A 15,639-nucleotide genomic window follows, 5' to 3' on the forward strand; every position below is an offset into this window, starting at 1 on the left:
ACGGTGCAAGGTGGTGGTTCTACTTCTGAACTTTCTCATAATTGCCTTGCTTGTCTTTGATGATAAAGTTTCTCTGACAGAAGTCTTTGAGCATATACATGACAGTACGTCTTGCAAAACCGAAATCCGCTCCAGCCTTTACTGCTTCAGCAGTTACGAACTTGTTTCCCAACGAGTCAAGTACCTGTTTCTTCACAGGGTCGGTAGCCTCGGTTAAAACGAGGTCATCCATCCTTTTGTATGACTTCTCAAAGTAATCGCTCATCCGTATGGCTGCATTCACGGACTCCGCATCAACAAAATCCTTGTGAGACTCATCACAAGCCCATCGGAACAGTTGGAATATCAAGGCAAGCCGAGCCGTGTTCAAAGGAACTTTTGCAGCACGTGAGTCTATCATTTTTTCATCCGTAATGGCATTCTGCCGTTCTATGTCCTCATTCTGCCAATCATAGAATATATCAATGGCTTCATCAGAGAAGTCAAGAACATTGAAGATGCCTTCCGTAAAAGGAAGAGCCACAGCCTTGTCTATGATCTCTTTCCATACACGGAATGGTCTTTCAATGATTGCAGCATCTTGTTTTGGAACCTTAACCCAAGGAGCTATCTTCAAACCTTTTGGGCATGTGATCAGGAAACGGTCAAGAAAACCATTCTTCTTGAATCCCATATCATAAAGTTCATGCACAATACCAGTCTGGATAGTTCCTACAATCTGTATGCAAGGATAGTCAATGCGTAAAGGACAATCAAGATTACAACGAGATACATCTACAGGCAAGCCATTGTGAGCCGACAGCATCTGTTGTACAAAAGAACTGTTGTTGTATCGGTTGATGGTGTTGAACAGTCCCATTATCTCATCCACCACAACTGCCACACCTCTGAGGTTGGCATCGTGATTGCGCATCAGAATCTCTGGCGTGAAGTCATTCATGATATTCTTATGCAGGACTGGTACTGGAGGTAACGATTCCCATTCCGTCCGCTTTTTGCCCTTGTTTCTCTCCACAATGGCTGCATACTCATTCTTTAGAACCTTGAACTTATGGTGCTCTTCTGTATCAATGTCGTGCAACGGCTTGTAGGCAAAGTTCAATGGTGGCGTCTTGCCGACTCCTGGTCTGCCAACAAGAATGACATATAGGATAGGTGAAGTAATCCAATTGCCTTTAATCCGGATATAGCAGGAGTTGCCGATTGCTGCTGCCATAGCGGATATTAGGGAAGTAGCGGTAAACTCAATGGAATAGTTCTCCGTCCTTGCCAAATCAAGAATCATCTGCTGCATCTTCTGGGGGAATACGTCAAGCGGAATTCCAGAAGTGGCTACGCCCGAAGCCTCCGAGCGTAGCTTGTTACAAATTTCAAGCGCATCCATGACATTACCAGTTTAAGGGTTTCGGCTTGCGCTTGTTTCCTGCAAGAATGGCTGCATTCTCTTCCTCTGCCGTAAGAGGTACAGGATTCTTGCGGTTAGTCTCCAGCCACTTGTCAAGTTCATCCTGATAAAGGCAGTAACGCTTGCCCGGCTTGGTGGCAGGAATGCTGCCGTTTCCAAGTTTCATGTAGAGAGTAGCCATCGGCATTTTCAGGTATGCCGATGCTTCCTCCACACTCATAGGTATGTGCGTGTTCGCCTTGTGTGGCTTGTTCTGTGATTGCAGACTGATGATCATCTGCTTCATGCCCACCACTTCATCTCGAAGCTGGGCAACGACCATTGGAAGGTCGTTGAAAGTTAATGGTTCACTCATATTGCTTTGATATTAAAAACTGGGGCAAAGGAACAGAATGATGCCTCCGTTACAGCGTTTCATGACCGTCATTTGTCATTCACGAAGGAATAACTCTAACAATTGGGAATATTGGAAAATTACATATCAGAGACAACACAAAGCGATTGGAGTGTTAAAAATGAGACGGATAGAGATGAAATCATACAAAAACATGGCAAGAGGACAAGAATACGTTAAAATATCATATCAAATTCTTTATTGCAGCTAATTTCTATTATCTTTGCAATCGCATTCGTAATGTGAACCATACTTTTACATTATGTTTGCAAGTTCACGGATTGTTAAACTAAAAATAAAATAAGTAAGAAACAGACATTACACAAGAATGAAACGCTAAGGACTGAGCCATTCCAAGAATAGCCATTCCTCTACAGAGATTTAAAACGAGGTGCTAAGCCTCAATCTTTAACCTAAGCGTTTCCGTTCTATACTTTTGGGATATTGAGCTTTAATGCTCTTGTTCTCTAATCATGAATACCGCCAAACATTCAACGCATGAGAACAAGTAGTAGGAAGGTTCACGCTCTAAGGCGTGGACTGTTCCTCGCTTGTTATGCGTGCAGGTCACTTGGCGGTAACCTATGATTAGACAAGCTGTGGAACGGTTGCACGCCTTTTTATCAATTTAAGAATGAAGAAATTCAAAACAATTCTATTTTTCCTCATGGCATTTTTTTGCGTGGGAAATTTTTCATCATGCAGTAGCAGTGATGATAATGATGGGGAGGGTCAGTTAGATACTCCTCAGTATGCTGCCGATGCCGCCAAATATGAAATAACAGATGAAAGTTCAGAAGTAAAGTCCATTGAGCTTACTGAGAGTGGTCAGTATATCGTTATTATGAACAATGCAGGCAGAAATTCCAAGCAGGCTGTTGGTTTGCACAAGATACCTGCAACCTTAACACGTGCCACATCTGAATATGTAGGCATGTACTACGGCAATTATACAAAGGATGCCAATGGTTATTACATTTTGGAAGATTTTGGTACTGTTAGAATAAATAAGGATGATAACGGAAGTGTTGCTTCTGTAACAATACATTCTAACAAAAGTGGAAATGAGTGGACTTGTCCCGCACGTCTTTATCCTAAGACAAATGAAAACAACCCATTGACTGATAAAATATGCCGTACTTGGAATTTCAAGAGCGTTAGATATTGCGTCAAGCTGAATGGAAAAACTTATTTTGATTATACAGCAAGCAATTACAAAGACTTGGCTATAAAGATAAAGGAATGGGCAAAGAGCCATCCCGATGAGGAAGATGGTTGGACAGATAAAGACGAGCAGGAATACAATCAAATGATAGAGCAAGCCGATGCTTATAAGTTGAAGCAGTTCATTTTCTCAAAGTCTGGTACTATACTTATTAAAAGAGATGGTACAGAATCGCTTGGCGGTATGGTTTGGAGATGGGCAAGCAACAACTCTAATGAGATTCAGACTTGGTTTGTAGACTATGATTACAACGGAAATGACAAGCCTGATGAAAACGAATGGTCTCACGAGTTATTCTTTGGAGCAGACAGTGATGTGCAAGTTGGAGGAAAGACCACAGCCACATTCAACAAACAAGGTCAGCTTGTATTGGAGGAGTCTGAAAAAGAATCTGACGAAGGTGAATCGTATGAGCAAATAATGACTCTAACTTTTGATGAAGCCAAATAAGATGAGAAAGTTTCTTTTAACACTGTCACTGTCGTTAACAGTAGGACTTACATTTGCCCAAACAGAAACGACCAATGCGTCCGTTATCGCAAAAGTAGACTCTCTGCAACAGCAATTGAATGTACTTCAAACAAAAGAAGAAAAAAGAAGTCAAGCAGAGTATGACGACAAAATATGGGTCCGAAAGAAATACTTTACGATTGGCTATGTGTCGCAAAAACTAACAAACAAAGACTTGGGGTATGACAGGAAAAGCCAATTTGGAGCATCTCTCGCTTATGGTCGAACTTATTATCTCCATAAGTCTGCAATTGCGCACATCTTAAAAATTGGTTTAGATTGGACTCGACTGAGTGCAACTTTTGTGAAGTACAAGACGGATGACCTTGCAGAGGTGAGCACATTGGAAAGTGACTATGGAGATTACGACGATGACAATGCCTCTGGCAAGGACAATGTCTACCAGCTTGATTTAGGTATGGGCATAGGTCCTTCGTTGAACTTTGCCCCATTCTATTCTGTCGGACATGGATTGCAGCACTTAAAACTGCATACTTATTTCCACGTCACACCATCTTACTCTCTTCTTATAGAAAATACTGATGGAGATACGGAATGCCATCATGGTTATACCACTTTTTACAATTTTGGTATAGATGTCGCTTACAAAGCTATATCTTTAGGCTATGAATACCGATGGGGAAACTCTAAGTTCAACTCTCTCTCCCTTGCATATGACGAAGAAGAAGGTGAAGGCATAAAAACAGGCAAACAGAAATTTAAATTTGGAACATCAACAGTATATCTACGCTTTAATTTCTGATATATAAGGAAATCCGTGGGCACGCATTTAAAAACCGCCCACGGATTTTTTTTGCTCTTTGGACAAACTTTAGCAATTAATATTCTTACCTTATGAGCGGTTTTATTTCATCTCTTGTTATCATTCCATTAACAACCGAAATTCATTTATTTCAACAGGTTTCTACCTCCAGTGTCTTCAAGAATCTTCATCTGCTGAATGGCTATCTGATTGAGTTTGATTAGTCGTTCAGACTGAGCCATGCCATCATTGATGAATACAGCGTTGAGGTTTTCCATATTGGAGAGGCAGATAAGCTCGTTGATGCTGGCGTAATCACGAATGTTGCCTTTCTTGTCGGGATTCTGCTCACGCCATTGTCTTGCCGTCATACCAAACATTGCCATGTTCAAGACATCGGCTTCATCGGCATACTTCATGGCAGCTTGCTCACGGGTCACCTCTGCAGGAATGAGATTCGCCTTGATGGCATCCGTGTGGATGCGATAGTTTATCTTAGAAAGTTCTCGCTTGGCAGACCATGCCAACTGTTCTTGCTCATCTGCTTTGAGGCGTTGGAATTCACGAACGAGATATAGCTTAAACTCTACAGAAACCCATGACGCAAATTCAAATGCAATATCAGATATAGCATAAGTTCCGCCATATCGTCCAGACACAGCCTTTATCCCAATAGCACGAGTTGATTCTACCCATTTTGTCGGCGACATCGTGAAAGCATTCAATCCTGCTTCCTTTCTAAACCCCTCGAATTCGATGGGGTTGAAATTTGGATTGTATAAACTTTCCCATATACCAAGGAATTCTATCGTGTTGCGATTCCGCATCCAATTTCCTATCACGCCATTAGGATCCTCACCATTTTTCTGTTTGGCGATGTCGGTTATGCAGATATAATCAATTCCATCCTTATTGATAGTCTTGATGGTTCGGTCTTTGACTATGATTTTTGCCATGACTTTACTTGTAATCAACGATTAAACATATATTGATTTTTTAATTCTTGGCTAAGATAATAAAATTACAGAGAAAAGCATAACAGAAATGCAAAAAAGTAGTTCTGTTATAGCGAAAAAACAGAAACCTGCCTGATTTCTCATAGAAAGTTGCCTAATTTCCATGAGAAAGTTGCCAACTTTCTAAAAATAGTCTGTTGAAAGTTTGGCGGAATGGATAACTTTCACTATATTTGTAGCACTACAATTTCACACATATTGGGAACGCAGGAAACAAAGCAAAGGAAAGGGATTCTTTGCGCCTGTAATGGTTGAGCAAAAGGAAGTTTTTGTTTAACAATCTAAATATGTGTCTTATGAACTATTTACTCACGAACCATCGTTTGAACCGATGCAAGCCAGTTCAAGTAAAGTCCGCTGATTTTAGCAAGCTGACAATAAAAACAATCCAAGTAAAGTTTCTTGATGACAGCAAGACATCAAGAAAGTTCCCTTTTATAAATCCACGCTATGGACTGCCCACAAACGCAGAAGTCCGCATTGTGACCAAGGCAGAAATAACGAAGTTGCGCAAAAATGGTTATGTGGTTAAAGTTTTGCAAAGGTTGCTAAACCTTTATCCAAGCAAACTTTTTGATGCCTTTGCTCCAACGGTTAAGCCGATTGGTACACATGGCATTGAAACCACAACATTTGGTGTTCCCAATGATATTGCCGGCTTTGGCGGTCCTTCAGTGTGCTGCACAGGTAGCGGCAAGTCCAAAGGAAACGGCAGCTTGCGCCCGACAACTGGCAATGGCATACATGCGAGAGCATCGGGCATAGCCATTCCCCAAAGCAGAACACAGCAACTGCTGGAGAGATATATAGTTTTGGTAGAATTGCAAGAAGAAATAGCAAAGAAACAGGCAGAAATTGCAAGAGAGATGAATGAAATACGCGCTGAACTCGTTGACATTTTGCCTAAAAGCAATGAGAATACTCATGTTTATAATATCTTTCGCCCTTATGTAGACGAAAATAAGCTCTCGATGTGTTTCTGTGAAATCTTCCAAAAGTTCTTTGGCGCATTGCCGACAGAAAGACTTGAGGGAGACTACAATAAGCCTATCGACCTTATCGCCTATTTCTTTATTCTTGTGGAATGGGAGAAATTGGGCATTTTCGTTTTTGGAGATAAATGCAAGAAACCGTTTTTTGAGTATGTTAAAGAAAAGAATGTTACGGACGGTATCGGAAAGACCGAGCGCACATTCCAAAACCGACTCACATGCACTATGGGTGATTTTCGCAAGAAACTTGCAGAGGAACCTCTTTCAAGCAAGTTCAAAAACGAGTGCTGGAAGAATGATTTCTTCATTAAGGATTTTCTAAAGGTGCTTAGAATTTTCCACGGAACAAAATATTATAAGGAACTGGAGCTGCGCAAACATGCTTGACAGAATCCTTTTTGTAACAGCATATTGAGGTGGGCTGCATTGACTGTGCGGTTCACTTGTGTTTTTCCACGCCATTTTCCACTTTTTCCATACGTTTTGCAGACGGTCTTTAGCGTTGTACTTTTGCATCAGACATCCGGCAAAACGGTTGTCCGCTTGCAAGCAAAGCTGTCTATGGCAGCAAAGAGAATCGTAAACATGTACAACATCTAAAAATCAAGCGTTATGGCAAAGTTAATCACAAAGAAGTACAAGAACAACAACAAGAGTTCTGCTGCATACGGCAGATGGTATGGACGCTTCGTCTACACGGAAACACTCTCCACTGAGGAGTTCGCACAGCACATCAGCAACCACGGCTCGCCTTTCGACCGCGCAACTATCCTTGGCGTGTTGATGGCAGCCTGTGATTGCCTCGTAGAGTTGGTGAAGGATTCCAAGCGTGTACGTTTCGGAGACCTCGGCACATTCTACCTTAGCCCAGAGACCTACGGCAGTCCTACGGAAAAGGAGTTCACGGCAGACAACGTGATGAAGGTACACCTCCGTTTCTGGCCGAACCAAAAACGTTCGTATGCGTTGGATTCTGTTTCCATGCGCAAGGTGTCATCGTTCGTTGACATCAACCAACTGAACGACAAACCTGTTGACACAGACAGCAAGGACTGATTGAAACACATTGACTGACATTTTCGGTAGCCACCTTATTATATATTGTGGCTACTGTAATTAAAAGCAACATTTATGGCAATCAAGAAATACAGACATACGAATTTGCACCTTGCAGCTTCATTCATATTAGCTGTGCTTGGTGTCGGGTTAATAATCTCCGCCATGTTCATTCCTCCAAAGGGTTATATCGACCCAACGGTATTGACAGCCTTTGGCGAACTTCTCACTTTCTGTGCTGCATTGGCAGGATTGGACTATCACAGCGGAAAAGTATCTAACAACAAAAACGAAGAATCATGAGAACAGTAACACTTATCATCATTCATTGCTCGGCAGTACGTCCGAATCAACAGAGTTCGGCAAAGGATATAACGCAATGGCACAAGGCTCGCGGTTGGCGTACCATTGGCTATCACTATGTAGTACGCCGTGACGGAACTGTTGAAAACGGCAGACCGATAGAACAAATCGGTGCCCATTGTGTGAACCACAACAAGTATTCCATCGGCATTTGTTATGAGGGAGGTTTGAATGCTGACGGAAAGCCCAAAGACACAAGAACAGATGCTCAGAAAATAGCCTTGAGGCAGTTGATTATGCGCCTAAAGAAAACATATCCACTGGCTGTTATCGTAGGCCATTGCGACTTGAACCCACAAAAAACTTGCCCATGTTTCAATGCGGTTTCTGAATACAGAGATTTGCAGCCGTAATAAAAAAGTTGCAAAACTATTGTTGTAAAATTTTTGTTGAAATGGAATACATTTTTCTATATTATTTTTTTGTATTCATGAATTTTGCGTAAATTTGTACGCACATTATTAAGGAGGTGCACCACGATTTTATAGCCAAAATTATGGGTCGCACCAACTTATAATTGTGTAAGTTTACTAATTTTAAATTTTAAATGAATTAATTTATGAAGAAACAATTTCTACTTTTGTTGCTTTGCCTGTTTTCCTTGTTGGGGGGGTAAAAGCAGAGACAAAGACTGGTTCGTGCGGCGAAGCAGCATTTTGGTCGCTTGATGACGAAGGAACGCTAAAGGTATGGGGTTCTGGAGAAATGAGTAACTACAGTGCTAATACTGTACCTTGGAAAGATTGCAGATCTAAGATTAAAAACATTATAATCGGTGAAGGCATTACACAGATAGGTTCTTATGCTTTCTCTAACTGTGAAAAAATAGAAACAGTTTCCTTGCCACAATCACTTGAAGTAATCAACACTCGTGCATTTTATACTCCTACCGACAACAAAGGAACCATCATTCTCCCACCAAATATCAGCTTTATAGGTATTGACGCACTCTGTTGGAAAGACATAAAGGCTGAGTTCGGAAGAACCGTCATAGAATTATGGCGAGCAGGTTACGACAATGCTGTAGATGCAAAGACTGGCACTTCGCTCAGCAAAAGTACGCTCTGCCCTCTGAGTTTATCATACGATGAGACTAAATATACCGTAAAAATTAAAGCTAAAGGAAAACCTGACGACAGATTAACATGCACCCTTAACGGAACGGAAATTACAAGTAACGAAACAGTAGTAACGGAAACTGCTCTTCCTGGAACGGAAGTTGATGCTGTCATCAAGGCAAAAATAAAAGGTGACGACAAGATTCATGAATGTAAAGTTATGTCCGGCTATGCTTATACTTCCGGTTACGCTCCCACTGTTGATGCTATAGCAACGGCAACCTCTTTGTCAATCGAATATTCTCATCCTGACGTGGATACGAAATACGCCAAGGTATACAGGAAAGAATTCTATGTCTATCAAGGTACAAAGCAAATCAAACATATTGAAGGTAAGGACAACGGCAAAATCAAATTAAGCGGACTTGACCCAAATTCAAACTTTACGGTAAAATATTTGGTTCAACTTTCAGCGAAAGGCCATTATGAATATAAGGAATATACGACAACAAAAAATATATCTACAGAAAAATTATTGCTTGTCACCCAGCAGCCAAAAGTAATCTCTGTCGGCAATGTCATCATAGCAGCAGAATCAAATGTTGCCGATGACGAACAGAACGTTGGCTTTGAGTGGCGACGCACAGACTGGTCAAAAGACTTTGCTTCAAACACTGCCTCTGCTTGTATTTACAAGGGAAAGATTGAAGGATACATCCGTAATCTGAACAGTACCGTGCTCTGGAAATATCGCCCTTATTATCTTGCAAATTCTGGAACATACTATTATGGCGACTGGGTAGGACTTGACCCTTCCAACACTTCTTATTTTGAGCCGACAGTGCATACATATGATGAGATAACAATAGAGGGCAACACTGCATTGGTAAAGGGTTACGCACTGCGTGGTACTGACGGAATAAAAGTACAGGGCTTCAAATATTGGAAGAAAGCTGGTACTTCGGTTCATGGGATGGCAAAAACTAATGCTCCGTCAAATGCTTTGACTGTAGAGGCAACAGGACAGGTGATGACTGCTACTTTACCGGACCTTGCCTATAATTCGGACTATGAATACCAAGCATTTGTCACAACAGACGAGGGTACTTACTATGGTGAAGTAATGACGTTCAGCACAGGTGCAGATCCGACAGGCATCAAAAATGTTACTACATCATCAAATCATGTCTCTGCTGGTATCTATAATGTATCTGGCTACAAAATGCAGCACTTACAGAAAGGGTTTAACATTATTGTATATAAAGACGGATCAAGAAAGAAAGTATATATAAAATAATACGGAACAATCAAGAATGGATTGCAAAATTCTTTCTTAAATAAAAACGGAATAGAGGGAATGTCTGAAACAAAGGACATTCCCTCTATTCCATTTTGTATGCTCGGCACGAGCATACCGAAAGTAGGAAGAAAACTACTTCGTTTTCCTCCTACTCGATTTCCTTTCCTGTATGGAATGAACCGTCTGCCGTATTTGGTTCATCAATAGGAATGACATCATTGGAACATGGTGCTTTCATGTTCTTCAATGTGCTGTAGTCCAAGCCTTCAAACGGCTTTGGAAACAGTGCCTTGACAAAGGCTATTCGCATTGCCATTGTGTAATCACGTTTACCCAAACGCTCTGCGATATTCCACACGAAGTGCCTTAAAGGAATATTCTCAACCGTCTCCTTGAAACGGTTTATTGCTGTCGGGGTATAGTTGGTGTCGTTGCTCCATTCCTTGACAGCCTCAATTACCTTGTACAAATCTTCCTCATACAGAAACCTTGACATGGTACGGTGCACATAGTCAAGTACAGCTCTCGTTCGTTTTTCCTTTTCCTCCTGCGCATCTTTTTCTTGTGCCTCTACACACTTGGCATAGTCTTCATGGCTGTATTTTACAGACGCTGTTTGTGGTAAGGTTTGCTTTGGCTGTTCTTGTTCTGTTGCTGGCTCTGCTTCTACAACGTTATTCTTTGTCTTGCTGTTGCTACCAATGGTCATCAGTTCATAGGGATAATTCACCATAGAAATGAATATCGCCCAAAGCAGGATGTTGCTTCCTACAAAGATGATTGACTCGACAAACAGACTTTGGTGAAAGTCATTGCCTACATACATCGCCACGACAAGAGAGATGGCGAGAATTGCTGTACCAACAAAAGCGTAGATGGTACAATCTGAAGTTGTCTTGTTTACTGTCATTATCGTATTCGTTTTATTGTTATTCGTTCAAAAACTTCCACAAAGTTAGACGCAGAAGCATGTAAAAACCGCATTTACGTTCACTGGCACTCTTTCTTTTACGCTTTATTAGCGTTCTAATATGATATCATACTCTGAATTATACTTTAAACTGCTCGTTAGTGCCAGTTGCCGCTAATTGCTGACTACAAAGGTAAGGGCAAAGAAAAGGGAAATTTGCAGTTCCTCTTCAATATCTATAGAAATTAGGATGTATTTGTCGGATTGGTTCTATCCACGACAGCAAATAGAACCAACAAAACGAGAAAAGGACTATTGGAACTCAATTATTCCAACAGTCCTTTTCTGCGTGTTATTGTCAAATGGTTACTTCTTCAACGTAATGCAGCCAACCGAAGCACGTTTCTGAGCATCGGAAATCTTGGCATACACCTCTGTCGTTGCCACATTCTTGTGACCGAGATAACGCTGCACTACGGCAATACTGGTTCCTGCGTCCAACTGGAGACAGGCAAAGCTGTGGCGTGAGCAATGATAGGAGATATGCTTGGTAATCCCTGCATCTTTCAGCCAGTTCTTCAATGGTGCCTGTGTCATGGAGTCTTTGAAATCGGGGAACACCTTGCCTCGTTTATCTGGTGAATAGCCTATCAGTTCCAAGGCTTCCTCACTGATGGGGTTATGCACGATGTCCTTTGTCTTCTGCATTCGTGTGGTGACATACATCACACCATCGCTGCCGTATGGCTGTATCTCCTCCCAAGTAAGTTTCTTGATGTCGCTCTTTCTTAAAGCCGTTAGGCAAGAGAACAGGAAGGCTCGCTTCAATGCTGGGGCGGAGCAAGGTGTGGATGCCAAGCGGATAACCTCGTCTTGTGAAAGATGCTCCTTGTCTGTCGGGATTGTCTCGATACGTTCCAAGAAACCGTTCGGGTTCTCCTTTATCTTGCGGTCACGATAGGCAGTGTGGATTGAAGCACGGAAAGTAGACCAGTAGTTGGCTGCTGAGTTTATATGTAGCTTTCTGTTCTTATGCAGTCCCTGTGGTGCTGTCAGCAGATACTCACGAAATCTGTTGCACAAATCCACGTTTATCTCCCCGAAGGTACACTTGCCTTGCGTGAAGTTACGAAAGTGCATATAGACGTGTTGCCACTTGGAGTTCTTCTTGTCTGCCAGTCTCTTGAAGTAGGCAAGGAAATCTCCTTTCATCTTCTCCTTGTCGAAGAAGTCGTAACGCTCGTTGACGATAGCCTCGAAGCGACGGCAGCGTATCGCCTCGGCTCTTGCCGTAAGGTTGAGGTTGTACTTCTGTTCCGTCTGGTTCTTCGGCTTGGCATAGATGTAGATGCCAAGAGACTCATGGCGGATGACTTTCATCGTGCTCTCGTCACGATAGCCTGGATAATAGTCAAGATAATAGGACAGCATGTGTCCGTCCTTGATTTTGCGTGTACGCAATGATACGGTCTTACAAATGTTGCTCATAACTGATATGTATTATTGATGATTATTCGTGGTGAAGTGTCTCTTCACAGCTGCAAAGGAATAAAATGATGCATCCGTGACTCCAATTATTCATAGTAACTGATGGATAATGCTGAAATCACTTGCTTTCACAGTCCTTTAGCAGCCCTTTCTGCCATTGCTCGCTCCACATCCGTCCTCAAAAGCAGGTTTTTCACTCCAACTTTTACCTTGTTGATATGGTGAACTCTCACTATATGGCAGATGTTTGCACTTGTCAGACCATACAACTGCTGCACTTGTTCGGTGGTATAATAGTTGTCATCGTTCATGAGGTCAGTCCTGCGCAGTTCTTCAAGATGCTCCTTGGAATAATAGGTACGTCCGTATTCTCGCTTGGTCGGTATCTTATGGCGGTAGGTGTATGCCCTGAGTGCCGACTTGCTCATGCTGAAAGCATCCTCTACATCATCAGCAGTCACCCATTCCGTGATACTGTTGAGGTCAACGGCAGTACCGAAGAACTCATCAATATGCCGTTTGCTGTAATAGTTCTTGCCAGCGATACGGCACATCGGTATCTGGTTGCGCTTGGCGGAAGTGTAGAGCCAAGACTTCTTGACCTTATAAATGGACATCACTTCTTCACCCGAATAATAGTCAAGCACCTCATTCTCCTCTTTCCCTTTTGTTGATTCCAGGTTTTGTGTTGGCTTTTCTGCTTTTGGCTTTTTACAGGGCTTGCTCTTGCTGGCAGGAATCACACGCTTGTAGGGATTACCCTCAAACATCTTCTCTATATCAGATTTTCTCACGAATGCCATTCGGCTGCTCAATCTTGATGCCTTCAGCTTGCCGTTAGCCACAAGTTTGTAGATATACTGTCGGGTGCATCCCATCAGAATGGCAGCTTTGGAGAAGGTAAGATACTCCTGATGTTGCAGATCCATGATTGGCTCAATGCCGTTAATCAAGTCCTGCTGTCTTTTCTTCCTAAGACGTTTTGCCTCTGCCTGGCATTCCTCGGAACAGTATTTCTGCATACCGCTCCTTGGCACGAATGTCTTGCCACAAAATTCACATTTTCTTGTCGGTCTCATACTCTATGATATTGCTATGTTCTACATACTTTGAGTATTCCACCGATGGAGTAAACGGAAGTGAACCATTGACAACCTTTGTCAACCCAGTCCACGATATAACGCTTTTTGCCTATCAGCTTCAAATCTGTCCTCCATTGTAACCACTCGTAAACCCTTGTCAACTACGTTCACGATATGACAAAATAAAAGCTCCGCAAATTCTCCACGGTAGAAATACGCTGCAAAAATATGTGGAAAATCGGGAACTGCCAAAAAGCACTTAGAAAGTGTTAAAAATCAAAGAATATTGAAAATCAAGACTTTACGTTTAGTTAATCATAGTAAGTTATGGTTAGTTATAAGGCTCTAAATACATGAAGAAAATATGCTTTCTATAGTTGTTCAGGATTTACAAAAATTGAGTTTCCAGAGACAATGTCTCTGAATGTAATCCCTGAATGGACTTTTTGGGGTTGTACAAGTCTTTCAGGAAATCTTGTCATACCTAATTCGGTAACAAAGATTGGCGATAATGCTTTTTACAATTGCAAAGGATTCAATGGTACTCTTACATTATCAAATAACCTGAAAGTGATAGGAGAATATGCCTTTGAACGATGTTCTGGATTTACGGGGAATTTGACATTACCCAACTCTGTAACAACTATTGGAAGTTCGGCTTTCTATAATTGCTATGGATTCACGGGAAATTTGACATTATCCAACTCTGTAACAACTATTGGAAATTTTGCTTTCTATTATTGTGATGGATTCACGGGAGATTTGACTATACCAAACTCTGTAACGACTATTGGAAGTTCGGCTTTCTATAATTGTAAAGGATTCACTGGAAATTTGACTATACCAAACTCTGTAACAACTATTGGAAGTTCGGCTTTCAAAAAATGTTATGGATTCACGGGAGATTTGACTATACCAAACTCAGTAACAACTATTGGAGAGTCGGCTTTCTCTGATTGCTATGGATTCACGGGAAATTTGACTATACCAAACTTAGTAACAAATATTGAAAATTTTGCTTTCTATAATTGCTATGGATTCACGGGAAATTTGACTATACCAAATTCAGTAACAACTATTGGAAATTCGGCTTTCTATGGATGTACTGGATTCACGGGAAATTTGACTATACCAAATTCTGTAACAACTATTGGAGAGTCGGCTTTCTCTATATGTACTGGATTCACGGGAAATTTGACTATACCAAATTCGGTAACGACTATTGGAAATAGTGCTTTCGAAAATTGTTATGGATTCACGGGATATTTGTCATTTCCTAAATCACTGAAAAAAATTGGTACTGGAGTTTTTCGTTCATCTAATAATATTCACACTGTTAATTTCCAGTCATTACCAGAAGGTATATCGGGAAACTTAGGTTGGCAGAGTATGATATTCAATCTGACGGATGACTCATATATTAGCGACTTGGCAACTGGCACAGTTGATGCCATATCCTACACTCGCATGATGACGAGCAACTGGGGCACACTCGTGTTACCTTACCCCTTGACGCTGACTGGTGACGAGCCTTACCGCCTCTATGCCATCGACAATATGACTGGCGACGAGCTTGTATTGAAACAACTCTATGGCGAAGTGGCTGCCGGAACTCCATGCGTGGTAAAGCGCAACGGCACAGAATCAGAGCTGACGTTTGGCCATCACTATACCGAGTTGAATATGGCAATAAATGATCAACCTATGGACGGCATGAAATTCAGCGGCACTTACTGGACTAAGGACGTTACCGACGGTTATATCATTGCCAAAGACTGCTTCTGGAATGTAGAGAAATTGAAAGGGGTGGGTTCGGTTACAGCCGTCAAGGTTCGTCCGTTCCGTGCTTGGCTCAGCGGCACTTCTGCCAACGCCCCTGCCCAACTCAGCATGCGCATCGACGGTTCTACCACTGGCATCAACGCTGCGGAGGCTCTCGACGCATTGAATGATGCCGAGGCAGAATACTACGACCTCAGCGGCAAGCGTCTCGACGAACCACAAAAGGGCGTAAACATCGTGCGCATGAAGTCGGGAAAGACTAAGAAGATAATCATCAAATAACAAAAGACAATGC

The 15,639-nt window shown here is 41.9% G+C and carries 14 protein-coding genes and 1 pseudogene; 9 read left to right on the top strand and 6 right to left on the bottom strand.

Annotated features, from left to right (window positions below; translation table 11 throughout):
* Positions 1-19: 19 nt before the first annotated feature.
* Both C9991_RS03805 and C9991_RS03810 read right to left on the bottom strand, forming a co-directional pair.
* Positions 20-1,384, bottom strand: a complete 1,365-nt coding sequence (locus tag C9991_RS03805; protein ID WP_106811270.1) for a DUF3987 domain-containing protein — start codon at positions 1,382-1,384, stop codon at positions 20-22.
* A gap of 4 nt (positions 1,385-1,388) precedes the next feature.
* Positions 1,389-1,760: a helix-turn-helix domain-containing protein gene (locus tag C9991_RS03810; protein ID WP_106811271.1), complete on the bottom strand. Its 372-nt coding sequence runs from the start codon at positions 1,758-1,760 to the stop codon at positions 1,389-1,391.
* A gap of 673 nt (positions 1,761-2,433) precedes the next feature.
* On the opposite strand from C9991_RS03810, the gene C9991_RS03815 reads away from it, so the two are divergent.
* A complete protein-coding gene (locus C9991_RS03815) occupies positions 2,434-3,474 on the top strand; it encodes a hypothetical protein (protein WP_106811272.1) in 1,041 nt (346 codons plus the stop codon).
* A gap of 1 nt (position 3,475) precedes the next feature.
* Entirely contained in the window at positions 3,476-4,297 is an 822-nt protein-coding gene (locus C9991_RS03820) for a hypothetical protein (RefSeq protein WP_157949351.1), read from the top strand.
* Between the two features lie 146 nt (positions 4,298-4,443).
* On the opposite strand, the gene C9991_RS03825 is transcribed toward C9991_RS03820, so the two are convergent.
* Positions 4,444-5,253, bottom strand: a complete 810-nt coding sequence (locus C9991_RS03825; RefSeq protein ID WP_106811274.1) for a KilA-N domain-containing protein — start codon at positions 5,251-5,253, stop codon at positions 4,444-4,446.
* A 356-nt stretch (positions 5,254-5,609) separates the two neighbouring features.
* Between C9991_RS03825 and C9991_RS03830 the strand changes: the two genes are divergently transcribed.
* The 5 genes from C9991_RS03830 (at position 5,610) to C9991_RS03850 (ending at position 10,079) form a co-directional block, all read left to right on the top strand.
* Positions 5,610-6,692 (top strand): hypothetical protein, encoded by a 1,083-nt coding sequence (locus C9991_RS03830; RefSeq protein ID WP_157949352.1) that lies wholly within the window; start codon positions 5,610-5,612, stop codon positions 6,690-6,692.
* A 225-nt stretch (positions 6,693-6,917) separates the two neighbouring features.
* Positions 6,918-7,361 carry an HU family DNA-binding protein gene (locus C9991_RS03835; RefSeq protein ID WP_106811276.1) on the top strand — a complete coding sequence of 148 codons (444 nt, stop codon included), beginning with the start codon at positions 6,918-6,920 and terminating at the stop codon, positions 7,359-7,361.
* A 75-nt stretch (positions 7,362-7,436) separates the two neighbouring features.
* Positions 7,437-7,664: a hypothetical protein gene (locus tag C9991_RS03840; RefSeq protein WP_106811277.1), complete on the top strand. Its 228-nt coding sequence runs from the start codon at positions 7,437-7,439 to the stop codon at positions 7,662-7,664.
* The gene (locus C9991_RS03845) at positions 7,661-8,077 is read left to right on the top strand and encodes an N-acetylmuramoyl-L-alanine amidase (RefSeq protein WP_106811278.1); all 417 of its coding nucleotides are present in this window, start codon (positions 7,661-7,663) and stop codon (positions 8,075-8,077) included. The genes C9991_RS03840 and C9991_RS03845 overlap by 4 nt, the downstream gene beginning before the upstream one ends.
* Before the next feature lie 235 nt (positions 8,078-8,312).
* The gene (locus C9991_RS03850; protein WP_106811279.1) at positions 8,313-10,079 is read left to right on the top strand and encodes a leucine-rich repeat domain-containing protein; all 1,767 of its coding nucleotides are present in this window, start codon (positions 8,313-8,315) and stop codon (positions 10,077-10,079) included.
* 151 nt (positions 10,080-10,230) lie between these two features.
* Here C9991_RS03850 and C9991_RS03855 read toward each other — a convergent pair whose 3' ends face one another.
* The 3 genes from C9991_RS03855 to C9991_RS03865 all read right to left on the bottom strand — a co-directional run bounded on the left by C9991_RS03855 (position 10,231) and on the right by C9991_RS03865 (position 13,559).
* Complete coding sequence (locus tag C9991_RS03855; RefSeq protein ID WP_106811280.1) at positions 10,231-10,992, bottom strand: hypothetical protein; 762 nt, start codon at positions 10,990-10,992, stop codon at positions 10,231-10,233.
* A 366-nt stretch (positions 10,993-11,358) separates the two neighbouring features.
* Positions 11,359-12,480, bottom strand: coding sequence for a site-specific integrase (locus tag C9991_RS03860; protein WP_106811281.1), 1,122 nt, complete (start codon positions 12,478-12,480; stop codon positions 11,359-11,361).
* A 128-nt stretch (positions 12,481-12,608) separates the two neighbouring features.
* Positions 12,609-13,559 carry a helix-turn-helix domain-containing protein gene (locus C9991_RS03865; protein WP_106811282.1) on the bottom strand — a complete coding sequence of 317 codons (951 nt, stop codon included), beginning with the start codon at positions 13,557-13,559 and terminating at the stop codon, positions 12,609-12,611.
* 375 nt (positions 13,560-13,934) lie between these two features.
* Between C9991_RS03865 and C9991_RS17235 the strand changes: the two are divergent.
* Together C9991_RS17235 and C9991_RS16965 are read left to right on the top strand one after the other, a co-directional pair.
* Positions 13,935-14,903: pseudogene (locus C9991_RS17235) on the top strand (leucine-rich repeat domain-containing protein); the annotation flags it as partial.
* Between the two features lie 48 nt (positions 14,904-14,951).
* The gene (locus tag C9991_RS16965) at positions 14,952-15,626 is read left to right on the top strand and encodes a hypothetical protein (RefSeq protein WP_232823234.1); all 675 of its coding nucleotides are present in this window, start codon (positions 14,952-14,954) and stop codon (positions 15,624-15,626) included.
* Positions 15,627-15,639 lie beyond the last annotated feature (13 nt).

Source organism: Prevotella merdae (genome assembly GCF_900290275.1).
Classification (GTDB): Bacteria; Bacteroidota; Bacteroidia; order Bacteroidales; family Bacteroidaceae; genus Prevotella; species Prevotella merdae.

Bases quoted from the DNA above. Each gene is read 5' to 3' on its own strand.
- C9991_RS16965 (WP_232823234.1), top strand. From the start codon at position 14,952: ATGATATTCAATCTGACGGATGACTCATATATTAGCGACTTGGCAACT.
- C9991_RS03810 (WP_106811271.1), bottom strand. From the start codon at position 1,760: ATGAGTGAACCATTAACTTTCAACGACCTTCCAATGGTCGTTGCCCAG.
- C9991_RS03805 (WP_106811270.1), bottom strand. From the start codon at position 1,384: ATGGATGCGCTTGAAATTTGTAACAAGCTACGCTCGGAGGCTTCGGGC.
- C9991_RS03830 (WP_157949352.1), top strand. From the start codon at position 5,610: ATGAACTATTTACTCACGAACCATCGTTTGAACCGATGCAAGCCAGTT.
- C9991_RS03865 (WP_106811282.1), bottom strand. From the start codon at position 13,559: ATGAGACCGACAAGAAAATGTGAATTTTGTGGCAAGACATTCGTGCCA.
- C9991_RS03845 (WP_106811278.1), top strand. From the start codon at position 7,661: ATGAGAACAGTAACACTTATCATCATTCATTGCTCGGCAGTACGTCCG.
- C9991_RS03825 (WP_106811274.1), bottom strand. From the start codon at position 5,253: ATGGCAAAAATCATAGTCAAAGACCGAACCATCAAGACTATCAATAAG.
- C9991_RS03840 (WP_106811277.1), top strand. From the start codon at position 7,437: ATGGCAATCAAGAAATACAGACATACGAATTTGCACCTTGCAGCTTCA.
- C9991_RS03815 (WP_106811272.1), top strand. From the start codon at position 2,434: ATGAAGAAATTCAAAACAATTCTATTTTTCCTCATGGCATTTTTTTGC.
- C9991_RS03835 (WP_106811276.1), top strand. From the start codon at position 6,918: ATGGCAAAGTTAATCACAAAGAAGTACAAGAACAACAACAAGAGTTCT.
- C9991_RS03860 (WP_106811281.1), bottom strand. From the start codon at position 12,480: ATGAGCAACATTTGTAAGACCGTATCATTGCGTACACGCAAAATCAAG.
- C9991_RS03820 (WP_157949351.1), top strand. From the start codon at position 3,476: ATGAGAAAGTTTCTTTTAACACTGTCACTGTCGTTAACAGTAGGACTT.
- C9991_RS03855 (WP_106811280.1), bottom strand. From the start codon at position 10,992: ATGACAGTAAACAAGACAACTTCAGATTGTACCATCTACGCTTTTGTT.